The sequence below is a fragment of the Tamilnaduibacter salinus genome, from assembly GCF_003096655.1.
Taxonomy (GTDB): domain Bacteria; phylum Pseudomonadota; class Gammaproteobacteria; order Pseudomonadales; family Oleiphilaceae; genus Tamilnaduibacter; species Tamilnaduibacter salinus.
In genome coordinates, this window is record NZ_QEKQ01000007.1 from 124,623 (window position 1) to 141,198 (window position 16,576).

The 16,576-nt window shown below is 61.6% G+C and carries 16 protein-coding genes; 1 reads left to right on the plus strand and 15 read right to left on the minus strand.

Going from position 1 to position 16,576, the window contains the following annotated elements:
* Nucleotides 1-25 precede the first annotated feature (25 nt).
* The 13 genes from putP to C8D92_RS11650 form a co-directional block, all read right to left on the minus strand.
* Nucleotides 26-1,498: a sodium/proline symporter PutP gene (gene putP, locus C8D92_RS11590; protein WP_095610230.1), complete on the minus strand. Its 1,473-nt coding sequence runs from the start codon at nt 1,496-1,498 to the stop codon at nt 26-28.
* 331 nt (nt 1,499-1,829) lie between these two features.
* Nucleotides 1,830-5,009, minus strand: a complete 3,180-nt coding sequence (gene putA / locus C8D92_RS11595; protein ID WP_116919444.1) for a bifunctional proline dehydrogenase/L-glutamate gamma-semialdehyde dehydrogenase PutA — start codon at nt 5,007-5,009, stop codon at nt 1,830-1,832.
* 285 nt (nt 5,010-5,294) lie between these two features.
* On the minus strand, nt 5,295-6,080 hold the full coding sequence (locus C8D92_RS11600; protein WP_341477028.1) for an AraC family transcriptional regulator: 786 nt from the start codon (nt 6,078-6,080) through the stop codon (nt 5,295-5,297).
* Between the two features lie 57 nt (nt 6,081-6,137).
* Complete coding sequence (tmk, locus tag C8D92_RS11605) at nt 6,138-6,779, minus strand: dTMP kinase (protein ID WP_116919445.1); 642 nt, start codon at nt 6,777-6,779, stop codon at nt 6,138-6,140.
* Between the two features lie 3 nt (nt 6,780-6,782).
* Nucleotides 6,783-7,826: an endolytic transglycosylase MltG gene (mltG, locus tag C8D92_RS11610; protein WP_116919446.1), complete on the minus strand. Its 1,044-nt coding sequence runs from the start codon at nt 7,824-7,826 to the stop codon at nt 6,783-6,785.
* Entirely contained in the window at nt 7,823-8,647 is an 825-nt protein-coding gene (locus tag C8D92_RS11615) for an aminotransferase class IV (protein WP_116919447.1), read from the minus strand. Before C8D92_RS11615 ends, mltG begins: the two co-directional genes overlap by 4 nt.
* A 7-nt stretch (nt 8,648-8,654) precedes the next feature.
* Entirely contained in the window at nt 8,655-9,902 is a 1,248-nt protein-coding gene (fabF, locus tag C8D92_RS11620; protein ID WP_116919496.1) for a beta-ketoacyl-ACP synthase II, read from the minus strand.
* Between the two features lie 106 nt (nt 9,903-10,008).
* On the minus strand, nt 10,009-10,242 hold the full coding sequence (acpP, locus tag C8D92_RS11625) for an acyl carrier protein (RefSeq protein WP_095609555.1): 234 nt from the start codon (nt 10,240-10,242) through the stop codon (nt 10,009-10,011).
* Nucleotides 10,243-10,384: 142 nt separating this feature from the next.
* Nucleotides 10,385-11,128: a 3-oxoacyl-ACP reductase FabG gene (gene fabG / locus C8D92_RS11630; protein ID WP_095609554.1), complete on the minus strand. Its 744-nt coding sequence runs from the start codon at nt 11,126-11,128 to the stop codon at nt 10,385-10,387.
* Nucleotides 11,129-11,155: 27 nt separating this feature from the next.
* Nucleotides 11,156-12,085, minus strand: coding sequence for an ACP S-malonyltransferase (gene fabD / locus C8D92_RS11635; protein WP_116919448.1), 930 nt, complete (start codon nt 12,083-12,085; stop codon nt 11,156-11,158).
* A gap of 147 nt (nt 12,086-12,232) precedes the next feature.
* Nucleotides 12,233-13,234 (minus strand): phosphate acyltransferase PlsX, encoded by a 1,002-nt coding sequence (plsX, locus tag C8D92_RS11640; RefSeq protein WP_116919449.1) that lies wholly within the window; start codon nt 13,232-13,234, stop codon nt 12,233-12,235.
* A gap of 42 nt (nt 13,235-13,276) precedes the next feature.
* A complete protein-coding gene (gene rpmF / locus C8D92_RS11645) occupies nt 13,277-13,456 on the minus strand; it encodes a 50S ribosomal protein L32 (RefSeq protein WP_095609551.1) in 180 nt (59 codons plus the stop codon).
* A gap of 101 nt (nt 13,457-13,557) precedes the next feature.
* Complete coding sequence (locus C8D92_RS11650) at nt 13,558-14,106, minus strand: YceD family protein (protein ID WP_116919450.1); 549 nt, start codon at nt 14,104-14,106, stop codon at nt 13,558-13,560.
* Between the two features lie 127 nt (nt 14,107-14,233).
* Here C8D92_RS11650 and C8D92_RS11655 point away from each other — a divergent pair, with 127 nt between their 5' ends.
* The gene (locus C8D92_RS11655; protein ID WP_116919451.1) at nt 14,234-14,833 is read left to right on the plus strand and encodes a Maf family protein; all 600 of its coding nucleotides are present in this window, start codon (nt 14,234-14,236) and stop codon (nt 14,831-14,833) included.
* 20 nt (nt 14,834-14,853) lie between these two features.
* Here the strand turns inward: C8D92_RS11655 and C8D92_RS11660 are convergent, their stop codons facing one another.
* Together C8D92_RS11660 and C8D92_RS11665 are read right to left on the minus strand one after the other, a co-directional pair.
* Nucleotides 14,854-15,891: a S49 family peptidase gene (locus C8D92_RS11660; RefSeq protein WP_095609548.1), complete on the minus strand. Its 1,038-nt coding sequence runs from the start codon at nt 15,889-15,891 to the stop codon at nt 14,854-14,856.
* A gap of 34 nt (nt 15,892-15,925) precedes the next feature.
* Nucleotides 15,926-16,573, minus strand: a complete 648-nt coding sequence (locus C8D92_RS11665; RefSeq protein ID WP_095609547.1) for an HAD family hydrolase — start codon at nt 16,571-16,573, stop codon at nt 15,926-15,928.
* Nucleotides 16,574-16,576: the final 3 nt, after the last annotated feature.

The window sequence follows — 16,576 nt, forward strand, 5'->3', positions numbered from 1 at the left end:
GGTCTGTCCGGTTCACGTCAGGCAATTAGCCCATCGCTCTGTCAAAGCCATCCTGAATCTCTTTCGGCGGCTCCGGAGTCGCCAGAGACGCCACGACGATGGCGATGCTCGCGAACAGGAAGCCAGGAATGATCTCGTAGAGATCCAGGATGCCACCGGAGACATTGCCCCAGATCACCACGGTCACACCACCGACGACGATACCGGCCAGCGCACCGATCTTCGTCATCCGCTTCCAGAACAGCGAGAAGATCAGGGCGGGACCAAATGCGGCGCCGAACCCGGCCCAGGCGTAGGACACCAGCGTCAGAACCTTACTGTCGCGGTCGAACGCCAGAATACAGGCAATAACCGCGATGCCGACCACCGCGAAACGCCCGACCCACACCAGCTCTTCCTGGGACGCGTCCCGACGGAAGATGGCCTTGTAGAAGTCTTCAGCCAGCGCCGAGGAAGACACCAGCAACTGGGAATCGGCAGTACTCATGATGGCCGCCAGAATCGCCGCCAGCAGCACACCCGCCACAACCGGGTGGAACAGCGCGTTTACCAGTAGCATGAACGCCTTCTCGCCGTCTTCAAGCGGGTTATCGAAGTAGCCGATGGCGGCAAACCCGACCAGCAGCGCACCGAGCAGACCCAGACCGCTCCAGATCACAGCGATACGACGGGCAGTGGGAATATCGTCTTCACTGCGGATGGCTTTAAAGCGCGCCAGGATGTGCGGCTGACCAAAGTAACCCAGGCCCCAGCCAAGCAGAGACGCGATCGACATGATGCCAAGTGCCGCGCCGTCTGTGCCGGTCAGTGCGCTCAGGAACTCGGGATTCTTCGCCTCCATTGCCGCCTGGGTCGCGTCCCAGCCACCGGCATAGTTGATCGCCAGCATGGGGACAATCAGCAGCGCCGCAAACATCAGCAGCCCCTGGATCACGTCCGTCCAGGCCACCGCGAGAAAGCCGCCAAAGAATGTGTAGGAAACAACCGCCAGCGTTCCGATCAGCACCGCGATGGTGTAATCCAGACCAAACACTGTCTCAAACAGCTTGCCACCGGCCACCAGACCGGAACTGGTATAGAAGAGGAAAAACAGCAGTATGAACACAGCGCAGATGACACGCAGAATGCGTGTGTTGTCGTTGAAGCGGTTCTCAAAGTAGGACGGCAGTGTCAGAGAATCGCCAGCCGACAGGGAATAAAGCCGCAGCCGCCGGGCCACGAACAGCCAGTTCAGCCAGGTACCGGCCAACAGACCGACAGCAATCCAGACGGCTTCGTAACCAGCCGCATAGGCGTAGCCTGGCAGACCCAGCAGTAGCCAGCCACTCATGTCGGATGCGCCCGCACTCAGCGCTGAGGGCAACGGCCCGAGGCTTCGACCCCCCAGGATGTAGTCAGACAGGTTGGACGTCCGACGCCAGGCAATGTAGCCAATCACCAGCATCATGACGATGTATACGACGAAGGTCAGGCTGACCCCCAGGGTATTTTCCACCATTCTCGTTATCTCCCGCGCACTCGAAGCGCCTCTGATTGGTTTTTATACGTTTCTTAAGAGCCGGGTGACGATCAGGCTCCGTCCCGGAACCATGTCTGGCGCCCGGCCAGCGCCTCTGGAACCTCTCAAAACGTCCCTGCCGGAGCGGAGACGTTTCAAACGTTCCCTAGGAGTCTGCGCGGTAGAAAGTCGCACCGCTGCGACCGCCCCACTGTGGCCCCTTTTGAGCGCTCATTGTCGTTACATAGAACCACTATGCGCCTCAAATGACCGTCAAAATGGCCTCGCAGTGGGACGATCTCGCCTGGCACGATTTCTACCGCGCAGACTCCTAGACCTCCTCCACACCGAGAGACAGCAAGGACGCATTACCGCCTACTGCCGTGGTGTTATTGGTACGGCTGCGCTCCGTCGCAAACCGCAGCAGGTAGTGGGGGCCGCCCGCCTTCGGACCGGTGCCGGACAGGCCTCGTCCCCCAAAGGGCTGCACCCCCACCACCGCACCGATCTGGTTGCGGTTGATGTAGGCATTCCCCACCTTGACCCGTTGCTCGATGTACGCCGCGGTGCGTTCACTGCGGCTGTGGATGCCCAGCGTCAGGCCATAACCTGCGTTGTTGATCTCACCAATCACCTCATCCAGCTTCTCCGCTTCATACCGCACGATGTGCAGGATGGGGCCGAAGTGCTCTTCCTCGAGGTCATGGATGCTGTTGATGCCGTAGGCGGATGGCGGAATGAAGAAGCCCCGCTGGGCGATGGGCGGTAATGGCGTACGGGAAATGGCCCGCCCGCAACGCTCCATGTCATCGAGATGCTTCTGTAGCCCCTGGCGCGCCTCGTCATCAATGACAGGGCCCACATCCGTGCTGTGAAGTCTCGGATCGCCGACGGAAAGCTCCTGCATGGTGCCCGCCAACAGATTTTCCATGCGATCCGCCACTTCCTTCTGGACGTAAAGTACACGCAACGCGGAACACCGCTGACCGGCACTGGCAAACGCAGACTGCACAACGTCGCGAATGACCTGTTCCGGCAGGGCACTGGAATCAACGATCATGGCATTCTGGCCGCCGGTTTCAGCGATCAGTGGCACGATCGGCCCATCACGCTCAGCCAGCATCCGGTTGATGCGGCGAGCGGTGTAAGTGGAACCGGTAAAGGCAACTCCGGAGACACGCTGGTCCGGAATCAATGCGCCGCCCAGTTTGGCCCCATCGCCTGGCAGGAACTGCACCACATCTCCCGGAAAGCCGGCTTCCAGCATCAGCTCAAGGGCCCGGTGGGCCACCAGGCTGGTCTGCTCCGCTGGCTTGGCGATGACGGTATTGCCGGACACCAGCGCCGCCATGATCTGACCGGTGAAGATCGCCAGCGGGAAGTTCCAGGGGCTGATGCAGACAAAGACACCACGCCCTTCGAGGTACAGCTCGTTACTCTCGCCGGTCGGCCCTGGCAGCTTGATGGCCTCGGCGAATCGCGACCGCCCCTGGTTGGCGTAATACCGGCAGAAATCCACCGCTTCGCGAACCTCGTCGATGCCATCCTGCATGGTCTTGCCCGCCTCCCGGGCACAGATGGCCATGAGCTCTTCCATGTGGGTTTCCATCAGGTCGGCATAGCGCTCCAGGCACCGCGCCCGCTCCTCAACCGGCGTCTCATTCCAGCGCGGGAAGCCCCGACTGGCGATGTCGAGAGCCTCCCGCGCCAGGGACTCGTTTGCCCAGTAAACGGTGCCAACCTGTTGGGACTGGTCGAACGGCGCGTATGCCGGCTTGCGCTCGCCCTCTTCCCGTTTTTGCCCCCCGATAACCGGACCGGCGTGCCACTGGTGAGAGTCCCAGCGGCGCAACGTGGACAGCAGTGGGTGCAGGTGATTTTCCACGTGGCGATTAAAGCCTCGAGAGTTCCTGCGATCCCGTCCGTAGATATCGGTCGGTCGCGGAATGCGTTCATTGCGAAGGGTCGGGTACTTGAGCAACTCCTCGACCGGATTGGTCACCAGCGATTCGATCGGCGTTTCAGCGTCCACCAGCCGGTGCACGAATGAGGAATTGGCACCATTCTCCAGCAGTCGGCGAACAAGATACGGCAGCAGATCCTTGTGAGCCCCGACCGGCGCGTAGATCCGGACCGGATAGTCCTGCTGCTCAAGGATGGTGTTGTAAAGGGCATCCCCCATGCCGTGAAGACGCTGGAACTCAATCTGGCGATCGTTCTTGCGGGCCATGGCCAGCACTGAGGCCACCGTATGGGCATTATGGCTCGCCAGTTGCGGCAGGATGGAACCCCGGGTGTGATCGCTGAGCAGGTAGCGAAGGCAGGCGAGATACGAGGTGTCCGTGCCTTCCTTGCGGGTGAACACCGGATAGTCCGTCAGGCCCAGCTGCTGGCAATACTTGATCTCTGTATCCCAGTAAGCCCCCTTGACGAGGCGAATCGGGATTTCGCGCCCCACTTCGTGACCCAGATGACTGAGCCAGCACAGCGCCGGCAGCGCGCGCTTGGAGTAGGCCTGGATGACCATCCCGAAGCCGTTCCAGCCATCCAGTGCCTCGTTACGGAAAAGCTTCTCGAACAACCGCAGCGACAGCTCCAGACGGTCCATCTCCTCGGCATCGATGGTAATCGACACATCCCGCTCACGGGCGAAGCGCAGCAGCTCGATAACCGTGTCGTGCAGCTCACTCAGCACCCGCTCGTCATGACTGACTTCGTAACGCGGATGCAGTGCCGAGAGCTTGATGGACACGGACGGTCGCGGTGCCTTACCCGCCGGGTAGGTGTCACTGCCCACCGCCTCGATTGCATCCCGGTAGTCCTGGAGGTAACGGGCCGCATCCTCCATGGTCATTGCGGCCTCGCCCAGCATATCAAAGGAGTAGGTGTAGCCTTTGTCCCGCTCATCGCGGGCATTCTCCAGCGCTTCGCGGATGTCACGGCCCAGAACGAACTGTTTGCCCATGATCGCCATCGCGCGGTACATGGCGCTGCGAATTACCGGCTCGCCAGAGCGCTTCACCAGGCGTTTCCAGATGTTGGACGGCGAGCCGTCGAGACGCTTGTCCATCTTGACGACACGGCCGGTCAGCAGCAGCCCCCAGGTGGAGGCATTGACCAGCGTGGATTCACTGCGGCCAACATGCTTTTTCCAGTCGGCATCGGACAGCTTGTCGTGAATCAGGGCGTCGGCCGTGTATTTGTCCGGAATCCGCATGAGCGCTTCGGCCAGACACATAAGCAGGATGCCCTCTTCGGTATCGAGGCTGTACTCCTGGAGTAACGCGTCCACCATGTGGACGGAATCGTCCTGCTCTCGGACCTTCCTGATTAAATCGGTGGCCGTCTCGGTCACATCCCGGTATTCCGACGCATCACTTTGCGCCAGGGGGATAAGCTCTTTGAGGTACGCTTCTTCATCGGCGTCGTAATTCTCCGTAATACCCCGCCAGAAGAAATCACGGGGCTTCTGCTGAATCGCCGTGTCCATGACCTGGCTTGCCTTGAACATGAACGGTCTCCGCACTGTCTTTGGACCACGCCCACAGCAGACAGGGGCGAGTCCGGTTGATGAAAGCGAAAGGCGGCCCCCTAGGAGTCTGGTTCATTCGCTGACTGACGCTTTGCCCAGAACCGTCGGAGGCACGCAGTCAGTCAGCGAATGAACCAGACGAGACAATAGACACCGGCCGACCCCTCGGGTGACGTCGCTATTCTTTAACGTAGCCCCGATTCAGCGACGGCGGATTACAAAAACCTACGATTGTTTTGCAGATTTATCGGGAAACGGTGGGGATCAGCGCTTTTTATAACGCGAACGTAATGCAGACGGGGTAATGCCACGGTATTTCTTCATCGCATTTGTCAGAGCCCCCTGACTGGAGAATCCGGTTCGGAATGCCACTTCAGCCAGCGGGAGATGGGAATAGTGAAGCAACTCGACGACCCGTTCGAGCCGCACCTGAATGACGAACTGGTGGGGGCTGATACCGGTGAGGTCCCGGAACACCTCATGAAAGCGCGAGACACTGAGGCAGGCTTCCGCCGCCAGATCCCGGATGGTGATCTTCAGGTGCAGATGCCGGAGAATCCAGTCCCGAAGGTGCTCCGGACTGACGGTGTGGCGTGTTCGGCCCGTGGGCGGCGTCGGATGGTCCACCCGATGGGAGAGGCAGTGCATGATCCCTGCCGCGAAATGACTGTGAAGCGCGGCATTATCCGGCGACTGATTCAGCTCCGCCGCGCAGATCTGAATCATGTTGCATAACTGCTGGTCCATCGACACCGTCTGGGGCCGATCAAACAGTGGCGCAAGGCGCTCATACTCGCCGTGGCGGGGATCCGTCAGTGCCGGGTCATCCCGATCGAGATCGATGACCAGCACGTGATTGCGATCATTGCCCTGAAAGTCGTGTCGTGCGCTGGTCGGCACCAGGCAGGCCTGGCCGGTATCGAGGGCGACGCCCAGCCCCTCCACGTCCAGCTCGGCCTGCCCCCGGAGGCCGATCACCACCTGGTGGTGGACATGTTCGTGGCGGTGCGTATCCCGCGGCAGTGTCAGTACCCGTGCATTCAGCATCATTGCATCCCGGAACCGTCCCGACCGATCAGGCCAACGACTGTGTACTATTTAAGCACATTACGGGCGGAATGCCTCAAGAATCCCCGACAGGGTGGCCGCAAGCTGGTCACTGACGGCAATCTCCGACTGCGCCGCATCCAGCACATGGTAGCGATCCGGCCACTGTGACGCCCGCTCGTGATAGGTCGCCCGGACCCGCTCGAAAAACGCAACCGCTTCGCGCTCAAAGCGGTCCAGGTCTCCACGCTGCCGGGCCCGTGCCATGCCGGTCTCCACTGGCGCGTCGAGAAGGATGACGTGATCCGGGCGCAGGGCCTGCTGCACCAACGTCTCCAGAATACCGATCTGTTCCATCGACACACCCCGGCCACCGCCCTGATAGGCGTAGGTCGCATCGGTAAATCGATCACAGAGCACCCAACGCCCCGCATCCAGATGCGGGCGGATCAGCTGGCTCAGGTGTTGTGCACGGGCCGAGAAGATCAACAGCAACTCGGTCAGGTCGTCCACTGGCTCCTGGCGCGGGGCCAGCAACAGCTCTCGGATCGCTTCAGCCATCGGCGTGCCGCCCGGCTCGCGGGTGACAACAAAGTCAACGTCGCGGGCCTTGAGCCAATCGGCGGCAAACGCCAGCTGGGTGGATTTCCCCACCCCCTCGGTACCCTCAAACGTCAGGAAACAGCCACGGCGCGGTGCCATTCATTACTCCTCTGTCGGTCCGGGGGATGACCGGTAGTCCGAGCGGCGCTGCAACTGGTATTCACGGACCGCCCGGTTGTGTGCCTCCAACGTATCGGAGAACACGTGGGAGCCATCGCCACGTGCCACGAAATACAGTGCCGTTCCTTCGGCCGGGTTCAACGCCGCCTGAATGGCTTTTTCTCCGGGCATGGCGATCGGCGTCGGGGGCAGACCATCAATCCGGTAGGTGTTGTATGGGGAGTGGCGTTGCAGGTCGGCTCGCGTGATGTTGCCGTCATAGGACTCGCCCATGCCATAAATGACCGTCGGATCCGTCTGCAGGCGCATCCCCCGGTTCAGGCGGCGGACAAACACACCCGCAATGCGATGGCGCTCGCCCGCCACACCGGTTTCTTTCTCAATGATTGAGGCCATAATAAGCGCCTCATAGGCGTCGTCATAAGGCAGGCCATCGGCCCGGTTCTCCCAGGCCTCCGCCAGAATATCGCTCATCCGCTGATGGGCGCGGCGCAGAATGTCCAGATCAGTCGCACTGCTGGAAAACTGGTAGGTATCCGGGAAGAACCGGCCCTCCGGGTGCTGGTCCGGGAAACCAAGCGCCGCCATCAACGCCTTGTCGGACGGCTCGGAGAGGGTGTGATCAAGCCTTGGATGATCCGCAAGAGCCTGCCTCATTTCCCGAAAACGCCAGCCTTCGATGAACTGGACGGACCAGGTTTTGACATCGCCCTTGCGGAACGCCTCCAGAATACCGAGCGCCGTCATGCCGTCCCGCAACTCATAGTCGCCAGCCCGGATCACCGACTGCCCCGGATTCAGTCGACCCCAAAGCCGCAGCCAGAAGGCGTTGTCAATCACGCCCGCATCCTTCAGGCGGCCCGCAACCTGTGTAAAGGATTGCCCGCGCTCGACGGAAAACAGGACCGGCCCCTCGAACGACAACGGCGACTGAAGCGACTGATACCCCCGCCAAAGCCAGACACCGGCGGCCCCGCCCCCGATCAGCCCCAGGAGCAACATCATGACGATCAGCTTGCGTATCACCCGTTCAGCCCCATCCTGTGATTGATTGCATCACGCAACGCCCACACGGGTTCCCGACACGGCAGCGACTGTGACCCGAGCCGTGTGACCACCACCGCGCCCGTGACGCTATTCATTAGCAACAGTCCCTGAAACCGGTCGTCGTCAATGGCCGACACCGGCACCGACACTTCCCGCAGCGCTGCGCCCTCACGTTCAAGCCAATCAATGGCAACCGAACGTGCCACACCCGCAACCGCCAAGGATGCGACCGGTGGTGTCAGCCACTGATCCCCCCATCGGGCCAGAAGATTCGTTCGGGTGCCTTCGAGCATGCCCCCGTCGCCATCCGTCATCAGGTGTTCCCAGAGATCACCTTCAAGCCCCTGGCTGGCCAGTACCTGCGGAAGCCGGTTCAGGGATTTCATGCCGGCCGTGGCGAACTCCTGCGGCAACGGGTCACTCGCCAGTGCCACGGCAACGCCCTCACGGGGCGGAATCGGGGGCGCCTCATGAGCGCTGACGATCAGGCGTGGAGTGGGGTGAGCGGGAAGGCGGTATCCACGCCCACCCGAACCCCGTGTCAGCATCAACTTCAACACCCAGTCCGCCCCCGGCGACCGCCCGTAACGCTGCACGGCCTGTCTCATCACCGACTGGATGGTCGCCTCCTCGACCGGGATGGCCAGTCGGTGGGCATCGCCAATCAGACGCTGCACGTGTCGCGCCGCCAGGAGTGGCTCGGCACCCTGAACCCGGATGGTTTCAAACAATCCATCGCCATAGGCCAGCCCGCGGTCATCCAGCGGAAGCGTGTCCCGGTCGGCCCATAGGACGTCCATGGCGACCTCACCCGTCAAATCGGCGGAAGATCAGAGTGCCGTTTGTGCCCCCAAAACCGAACGAGTTGGACAGGGCGACATTGACCTCCGCATCGCGGGCCTGGTTCGCCACAAAGTCCAGGTCACACTCCTCGTCGGGATTGTCGAGGTTGATCGTTGGCGGCAACACACCGTCACGAAGCGCCATCAGGGAGAAGATCGCCTCCACGGCGCCCGCCGCCCCCAACAGGTGCCCGGTCATGGATTTGGTGCTGCTGATGGCCAGTTTCTCCGCGTGGTCGCCAAACAGCTCCCGGACAGCGCGCACTTCCGCCACATCACCAACCAGGGTGGAGGTGCCGTGAGCGTTGATGTAATCCACGTCTTCGGGAGACAGACCGGCGTCCTTCAGCGCATTACGCATGGCGCGACGCGCGCCCTCACCCGACTCTGGCGGTGCGGTAATGTGATGGGCATCGTCGCTCATGCCAAAACCAACCACCTCGCCGTAGATCGGTGCGCCGCGCTTCTGGGCATGTTCCAGCTCCTCAAGTACGAGCACCCCGGCCCCATCACTGAGCACGAAGCCATCCCGGTCTTTGTCCCACGGACGGCTGGCGGCTTGTGGATCCTCATTGCGGGTCGACAATGCCCGCGCGGCACCGAATGCCGCGACCCCAGTCGGCGTCGTGGCCATTTCCGAGCCACCTGCCAGCATCACATCCGCATCACCATACGCAATGGTCCGGGCCGCATAACCAATGTTATGGGTGCCGGTCGTGCAGGCTGTGGTAATGGCAATGTTCGGTCCCTGGAACCCAAAGCGAATGGCGGCATTGCCCGAAACCATGTTGATCACCGACGCCGGCACGAAAAATGGCGACACCTTGCGCGGCCCGTTCTCCGCCAGCGACCGCACGTTTTTCTCGATGTATTCCAGCCCTCCAATGCCCGAGCCGATGGCAACACCGATCCGCTCGGGATCCAGTGACTCGTCTCGGTCCAGGCCACTGTCGCTGACCGCCTGAGAGGCTGCGATCAGCCCGTAGTGAATGAAGGCATCCAGCTTGCGCGCCTCTTTTGGAGACAGATAGTCCCCAATGTCGAGATCACGGATCGCGCCGCCAATGCGGGTGCCAAAGTCAGCCGCGTCAAACCGGTCGATCGGACCAATGCCACTGCGCCCTTCCCGAACGCCTTTCCAGGAGGCGGCCACGTCATTTCCCAGTGGTGACAACATTCCAAGACCGGAAATCACCACGCGTCGTCCAGCCATCATTCCTTCACCTGTTTCGAGGTTGCCATCATAAAAAAGCCGCCCAACTGCTTACGAACAGGGACGGCTTCTACCCGGACTACCTGGCATTCAGGCCAGGTCGGAATCAGGTATGCGCAACGATGTAGTCGATCGCGTCCTGAACGCTTGTCAGCTTTTCAGCTTCCTCATCCGGAATCTCGGTTTCAAACTCTTCCTCCAGAGCCATCACCAGTTCCACTGTGTCCAGCGAATCGGCGCCCAGGTCCTCGACGAAAGAAGACGTGTTCTGAACCTCGGATTCCTTCACACCGAGCTGCTCACAAACGATCTTCTTTACGCGTTCTTCGACTGTACTCATAGTTTCCTCACTTAGATCCCAACCAAGCACTGAATGTCGTGCAGTTTAGTGTATACCCCACCCGCGAACAAGCAGAGTTCTGTTCGAAAGGCTTGCCGTTCAATCGGTTACAACAAGCCCCGGGGAACCTCCAATCAAGGCCTTAACCCATGTACAGACCACCGTTCACACCGATGGTCTGACCGGTCACATAGCCGGCCTCCGGCGAAACCAGATAGGCCACCAGGCTGGCGACTTCCTCCGGCTCCCCCAGGCGAGCCGCCGGAATGTCTCCCAGCATAGCCTCGCGCTGACTCTCGTCCAGTTGCTTTGTCATGTCGGTATCAATGAACCCCGGCGCCACACAGTTCACAGTGATACCACGATTGCCCATCTCCCGGGCCAGACTGCGACTGAACCCTTCAATCCCCGCCTTGGCGGCACAGTAATTCGCCTGGCCGGGGTTGCCCAGCCCTGCCACAACAGAGCTGATATTGACCACGCGCCCGAACCGTGCCTTGGCCATGCCACGCAGCACCTTACGGGTCGTCCGGTACACACCGCTCAGATTCGTCTGGATCACGGCGTCCCAGTCTTCCTCTTTCAGGCGCAGCATGAGGTTATCACGGGTGATTCCGGCATTGTTGACCAGAATAACCGGTGCGCCTGACGTTTCCGTAATGGTCTTCAGTGCCGAGTCGACACTGTCCGTGTCGGCCACATTCATGGCCACACCGTATCCGGGAACCGGCGCCGCCGACAGCGCCTCTGTGATGGCGGATGCGCCCGCCTCGCTGGTGGCGGTTCCCACCACCTCGGCACCGGCTTGCGCCAGTGTCTGGGCAATCGCCCGACCGATGCCACGACTGGCACCGGTTACCAGTGCCACCTTTCCATCGAGTGACATGCGTCCTCCTGATCCTTTTCCCGGCCCTCAGGCCTGTTCCAACGCCTTCGTCATCGCATCCGGCGTTTCGATACCGTGGACCTTGAGATTGCGGTCAATCCGGCGTACGAGCCCCGCCAGCACTCGCCCCGGACCGCACTCAACCGCACTGGTCACATTCTCTTCCACCAGGTACCGCACCGAGCCGGTCCACTGCACTGGCGAGTAGAGTTGGTGGACCAGGTTGTCCCGCAGTGCCTCGCTGTCCTGCTCGGGGGCCGCTGTCACATTCTGGACGACGGGGATCGAAGCGTCCCCGAAGTCCACTTCGTCCAGGGCGTTCGACAGCTCATCCGCCGCTGGCTTCATCAGGGCACAGTGGGAAGGCACGCTGACCGGCAGCGCCATCGCCCGCTTGGCCCCCTTGGCCTTGCAGGACTCGATGGCCCGGTCAACGGCCGAGGTCTCGCCGGCAATCACCACCTGCCCCGGGGCATTGAAGTTGACCGCCGAGACGACCTCGCCCTGAGCGGATTCCTCGCAGACGGCCATGACGGTCTCGTCATCCAGCCCGATGATGGCGGCCATACGCCCCCCGCCATCCGGCACCGCCTCCTGCATAAGCTCACCTCGGAGCCGCACCAGTTTGACGGCATCGACAAAGCTGATGCTTTCGGCCGCTACCAGAGCGCTGTATTCACCCAGGCTGTGGCCGGCAACCCACTCCGGGCGTCCCCCTTTCGAGCCGCACCACTCGCGCCAGAGCGCGATGCTTGCCGTGAGAATCGCCGGCTGGGTCACCGCCGTTTGATTCAACTCGTCTTCAGGGCCTTTCTGGCACAGATCCCAAAGATCGAACCCCAGGGCATCCGACGCCTCGGAAAAGGTCTCAGCCACCACAGGCCACGCCTTCTCCGCCTCCGCCAGCATGCCAATGCTCTGTGATCCCTGACCGGGAAATAGAAATGCTGTTGTCATAGCGCGCAGTCTACCGATGTTCCTGTTTCAGAGAGATTAGCCAATGGTACGAGGACAACACGGGGGTTCAAGCGGAAAATGGCCTTGACGTTGACGATCAACGCCCCGCCCTCTTCACTCAGTGGCTCCTGTCCCTACAGGATGCGCCTACAACATGAGCTCGTCGAGTTGCTCGTTGATCCGGCGGGGAATTTCCAGCCGTACCTCACGGACTGACTGACGGATGGCCGCAAGCATCGCCCGCTCGTTGGCGTTGCCGTGGCTCTTGACGACGACACCCTGAAGCCCCAGAAGACTGGCGCCGTTATGCCGGGCAGGATCGATCGTGCGCAACAGACGCATGAGCGTGGGTCGCGCCAGCCAACCGAGAATCCGGCCGTAGAGGGACCGCGTGAACGCCTGCTCGAGCAATTCCATGAGCATCGCCGCGACGCCTTCACCGGTTTTCAGAGCGATGTTGCCGACAAAACCATCACAGACGACCACATCGGCCACGTCCCGGAACAGGTCACTGCCCTCGACATAGCCGATGTAATTCAGGGAATCGCACTGGGCGAGCATGTGGGAGGCAAGCCGAACCTGCTCGTTGCCCTTGATCTCCTCCTCTCCGACATTGAGGAGGGCCAGGCGGGGCTCCGGCAACCCACTGACCGCCGCGGCCATGAGCGAGCCCATGATTGCAAACTGGTACAGATTTTCGGCCGAAGCGTCCACGTTGGCCCCCAGATCCAGCACGTGGCAGCGGCCACGCAGTGACGGGATCAACTTGACGATGGCCGGCCTTTCGATACCGGGGTACATCTTGATCAGTGAACGGCCGAACGCCATGAGTGCGCCGGTATTACCGGCACTGACACAGCCCTGCGCCTCACCATCACGGACCAGCCGCAAGGCGACCGCCATGGACGAATTCTGCTTGTGCCGGAGGGCGTGGGAGGGACGCTCGTGCATGTGGACGGCGTCTGTAGCTTCGACAATGCGAAGGCGAGGGTGCGGCTCAGACAACAAGGCCTCAAGCTCACCCCGGCTTCCCACCAGGACGAGACTCAAGGCCTCATTCTCGCGCACGGCCTCTTCGGCCGCCGCGACGGCAATGGCGGCACCGCGGTCGCCGCTCATTGCATCCACTGCAATGGTAACCGGACTCACGTGTCAGTCATCCATTGCCCCACGTCACAAAAGGAACGTGGCTTATTCGTCGTCGGACTGGACGACCTGACGGCCACGATAGAAACCGTCCGGGGAGACATGGTGACGACGATGCAACTCACCCGTGGTCTGATCAACGGACAGCGCCGCCGTACCCAGCGCGTCGTGAGACCGACGCATACCGCGCTTGGAACGGGTTTTCCGGTTCTTCTGAACAGCCATTTTGTCTTAACTCCTGACCTTGCCAATAAATGATGCGACGGTCCGGCATCTGACACCGCCCCGTCGTGAATCGACCCGCCACCCGGTGACCCCGTGTGGCGCTACGAATCCTTCCCCTTTTTCAGTTCCGCCAGGACGTTGAAGGGATTCTCGTCCGCGGCCTGATGCTCGCCGGCCGACTCTGGCTCACCGTCGTCCGAGTACCGGGCGACCAGTTCCGCCGCCTCACAGTCCGCTTCGTCATGCAGCGGAAACGGCGGCACCACCAGCAGCAACTCGTCTTCCACCAGTTGCCAGACGTCCACTTCATTGTCCCCGAACTGGAACGGCTCGAGCTCGCCCGGAAGCTGTTTCGCCTGTTCGTCCGAACTGACCAGACCAACCCGGAACGACGACGTCAGCGTCGTCGCCAGAGCCTTCAGGCAGCGCTGACACTGCAGCACAGCGGGCGCTGACAGCTCGCCTTCAACCACCCGACGGCGCTCTGGATCCTGATCGAACGACAGACGAACCTGAACGTCGCCGGTCGGCTCAAACAGCAGCTCGGAAAACCGGACCAGCGATGTTACCGGAATCGTCCCCTCGACAACCGCCGCCTGCTGCGTGGTTTTGTCGGGGTCGATGAGTCGCGTCAGCTCGGCACTGGACATAGGCGCGCAATTTTATGCCTCTGACCCGCCCCTGTCAAAGACGAAAAGCGCCGTGACGCAGGGGATCCAACGGGTGTCGGCAAACCCGTATGATAGAACCATCAAATCACCGGACAAGGAATCGCCCATGTCGCCCCAACCACGCCTTCTCCTGGCCTCGTCATCCCCCTATCGACGGCAACTGCTGGAGCGGTTGCGGCTGCCCTTCGATTGCGCCAGCCCGGACATTGACGAATCGCCGTTACCGGGAGAACCGCCCGAGAGCCTGGCCGTCCGCCTCGCCGAGAGCAAGGCCGAAGCGCTGGCCGGGGACTACCCGCAACACCTGATTATCGGTTCGGATCAGGTGGCCGTCACCGGAGACGGCCACCGCCTGGAAAAGCCCGGTCACTTCGACGTCGCACGGGAACAACTCGGCCGGTGCAGCGGGCAGTCGGTGCGCTTTCTCACCGGGCTCTGCCTGCTGGACGCCCGGACCGGTAGCGCCTGGTCGGTCTGCGAACCCTATCAGGTGCACTTCCGGAACCTGACCGGCGACGAAATCAACCGCTACCTGACACTGGAGGAACCGTTTGACTGCGCCGGCAGCTTCCGTATGGAAGGCCTCGGGATCGCCCTGTTCCGGCACATGGAAGGCAGTGACCCCAACAGCCTGATCGGCCTCCCACTGATCGCGCTGGTTGATCTGCTCAGGGACCGGGGCATCGATCCGTTGGGCGCCACTTAACGCCCGACGGACCGGATTCGTTAGCGCATCTCGAGACGGGACTCGATCACCGCATCAAACAGTCCGCTGCCAATGGCAATGCCCAGGTCATCCACCAACTTGCGAATCGGAGAGCGCTTGTGGGTGTAGTCCACGATCTCCTCCGCGCCCACCACATCCCGGGCAACGGAGCCGGGGCTTCCCAGACCATCAATCAGGCCCAGCGCCCGGGCCTGCTCTCCGGTCCAGATCAGACCGGAGAACAACGTTTCCTCGTCGGCTCTGAGGCGATCGCCCCGCCCTTCGCGCACTTCCTCAATGAACTGTTCGTGAGTGGTTTCCAGCACCTGGTTCCAGAAGTCCACCTCCTCAGGCTTCTCCGGCGAGAATGGATCAAGAAACGCCTTGTTCTCGCCGGACGTATACAGACGACGCTCCACGCCGAGCTTGTCCATCAGGCCGGTAAACCCGAACCCGCCACCAACAACGCCGATCGAACCAACGAGGCTGGCCTTGTTGGCATAGATCTCATCCGCGGCGGCGGCAATGTAGTAGGCGCCGGAGGCGCCGAGATCGGTCACCACCGCGTACACCTTCTTGTCCGGATGCTTCTGCCGCAGCCGCTCAATCTCATCGTTCACGTACCCGGACTGCACAGGACTGCCTCCCGGACTGTTGATACGCAGCATCACCGCCTTGGCGTTTTCGGCCTCAAAGGCGTTCCGTAACGCCGACACAATATTGTCGGCACTGGCCACCTTGTCCGAGGCGATCGGGCCATTGATCGTCACCATGGCGGTGTGCGACCCCGACGTTGTGGACACGCCTCCGAGCCCGTCGGTGACCGGGGTGCGAAGCAGGAACAACAACAGGAACAGGTACCCGAACGTCAACAGCTTGAAGAAAATGCCCCACCGCCGGCTGCGGCGCTGCTCAGACTGGAGCGACATCACCAGCTTTTCAATCAGCTTCCAGTCGCGGCTGTTTTCCGGCGCCTCCCGCCCGGTTGATGATTCGGGTCCGGCGGGGCGTTCCGGAACACCCCAACCCGACTTGCCGTTATCGTCCCAATCCGACATTGCAACCGCTCTCCTGTTCGTCCATTTCAGCCGCTCAGGCCAAGAGATAATCACGCAGTTCCGTCACCGTCTGCACAACGGTGACTGGATCATGCTGGTTGAGTTGTTCCGGCGAGTGCACGCCCCACGAGACACCCACGGACGGCATTCCGACGCGGGCAGCCATCTCCATGTCGTAAACGGTGTCGCCAATCATGACCGCCTCGCCAGGCGCAATATCGTAGTGCGCAAGTATGCGGTGCAGCATGGCGGGGTCGGGCTTCGAGCGCGTCTCATCGGCACAGCATGTGATGCCGAACCTCGCCCCCAGCCCACTGGAGGCCAGCGCGCGGCTCAGCCCCGGACGGCTCTTACCCGTTGCGACAGCCAGCGGCCGCCCCGCCTCCGAGAGTGATTCGAGAAGCGGCGCCATGCCTTCGAAGATCGACTGGGGCGTTACCGGCTGCTGAAAGAAATAGCGGGCGTACCCCTCACGAATCTGCCGCATCTCTTCGGGGGTCATTCCGGGGTAAAGGCGGTCAAGCGCCTCGACCATCCCCAGGCCAATGATGTCCCGGTAGTCGGCGCGATCCCGCGGCGGAAACCCCATGTCCGTGGCTGCCTGGTGCAGGCTGTCCGCGATGTGGTCCACGGAGTCGACCAGGGTGCCATCCCAATCAAAAATTACGACTCGTTGCGTCATTGG

What these genes read in the sequence shown, in the direction of transcription:
- C8D92_RS11650 (WP_116919450.1), bottom strand. Translation starts at nt 14,106, where the DNA reads ATGTCCAGTGCCGAGCTGACGCGACTCATCGACCCCGACAAAACCACG.
- fabD (WP_116919448.1), bottom strand. Translation starts at nt 12,085, where the DNA reads ATGACAACAGCATTTCTATTTCCCGGTCAGGGATCACAGAGCATTGGC.
- C8D92_RS11665 (WP_095609547.1), bottom strand. Translation starts at nt 16,573, where the DNA reads ATGACGCAACGAGTCGTAATTTTTGATTGGGATGGCACCCTGGTCGAC.
- fabF (WP_116919496.1), bottom strand. Translation starts at nt 9,902, where the DNA reads ATGGCTGGACGACGCGTGGTGATTTCCGGTCTTGGAATGTTGTCACCA.
- tmk (WP_116919445.1), bottom strand. Translation starts at nt 6,779, where the DNA reads ATGGCACCGCGCCGTGGCTGTTTCCTGACGTTTGAGGGTACCGAGGGG.
- C8D92_RS11660 (WP_095609548.1), bottom strand. Translation starts at nt 15,891, where the DNA reads ATGTCGGATTGGGACGATAACGGCAAGTCGGGTTGGGGTGTTCCGGAA.
- rpmF (WP_095609551.1), bottom strand. Translation starts at nt 13,456, where the DNA reads ATGGCTGTTCAGAAGAACCGGAAAACCCGTTCCAAGCGCGGTATGCGT.
- acpP (WP_095609555.1), bottom strand. Translation starts at nt 10,242, where the DNA reads ATGAGTACAGTCGAAGAACGCGTAAAGAAGATCGTTTGTGAGCAGCTC.
- putP (WP_095610230.1), bottom strand. Translation starts at nt 1,498, where the DNA reads ATGGTGGAAAATACCCTGGGGGTCAGCCTGACCTTCGTCGTATACATC.
- C8D92_RS11655 (WP_116919451.1), top strand. Translation starts at nt 14,234, where the DNA reads ATGTCGCCCCAACCACGCCTTCTCCTGGCCTCGTCATCCCCCTATCGA.
- C8D92_RS11600 (WP_341477028.1), bottom strand. Translation starts at nt 6,080, where the DNA reads ATGATGCTGAATGCACGGGTACTGACACTGCCGCGGGATACGCACCGC.
- putA (WP_116919444.1), bottom strand. Translation starts at nt 5,009, where the DNA reads ATGTTCAAGGCAAGCCAGGTCATGGACACGGCGATTCAGCAGAAGCCC.
- C8D92_RS11615 (WP_116919447.1), bottom strand. Translation starts at nt 8,647, where the DNA reads ATGGACGTCCTATGGGCCGACCGGGACACGCTTCCGCTGGATGACCGC.
- fabG (WP_095609554.1), bottom strand. Translation starts at nt 11,128, where the DNA reads ATGTCACTCGATGGAAAGGTGGCACTGGTAACCGGTGCCAGTCGTGGC.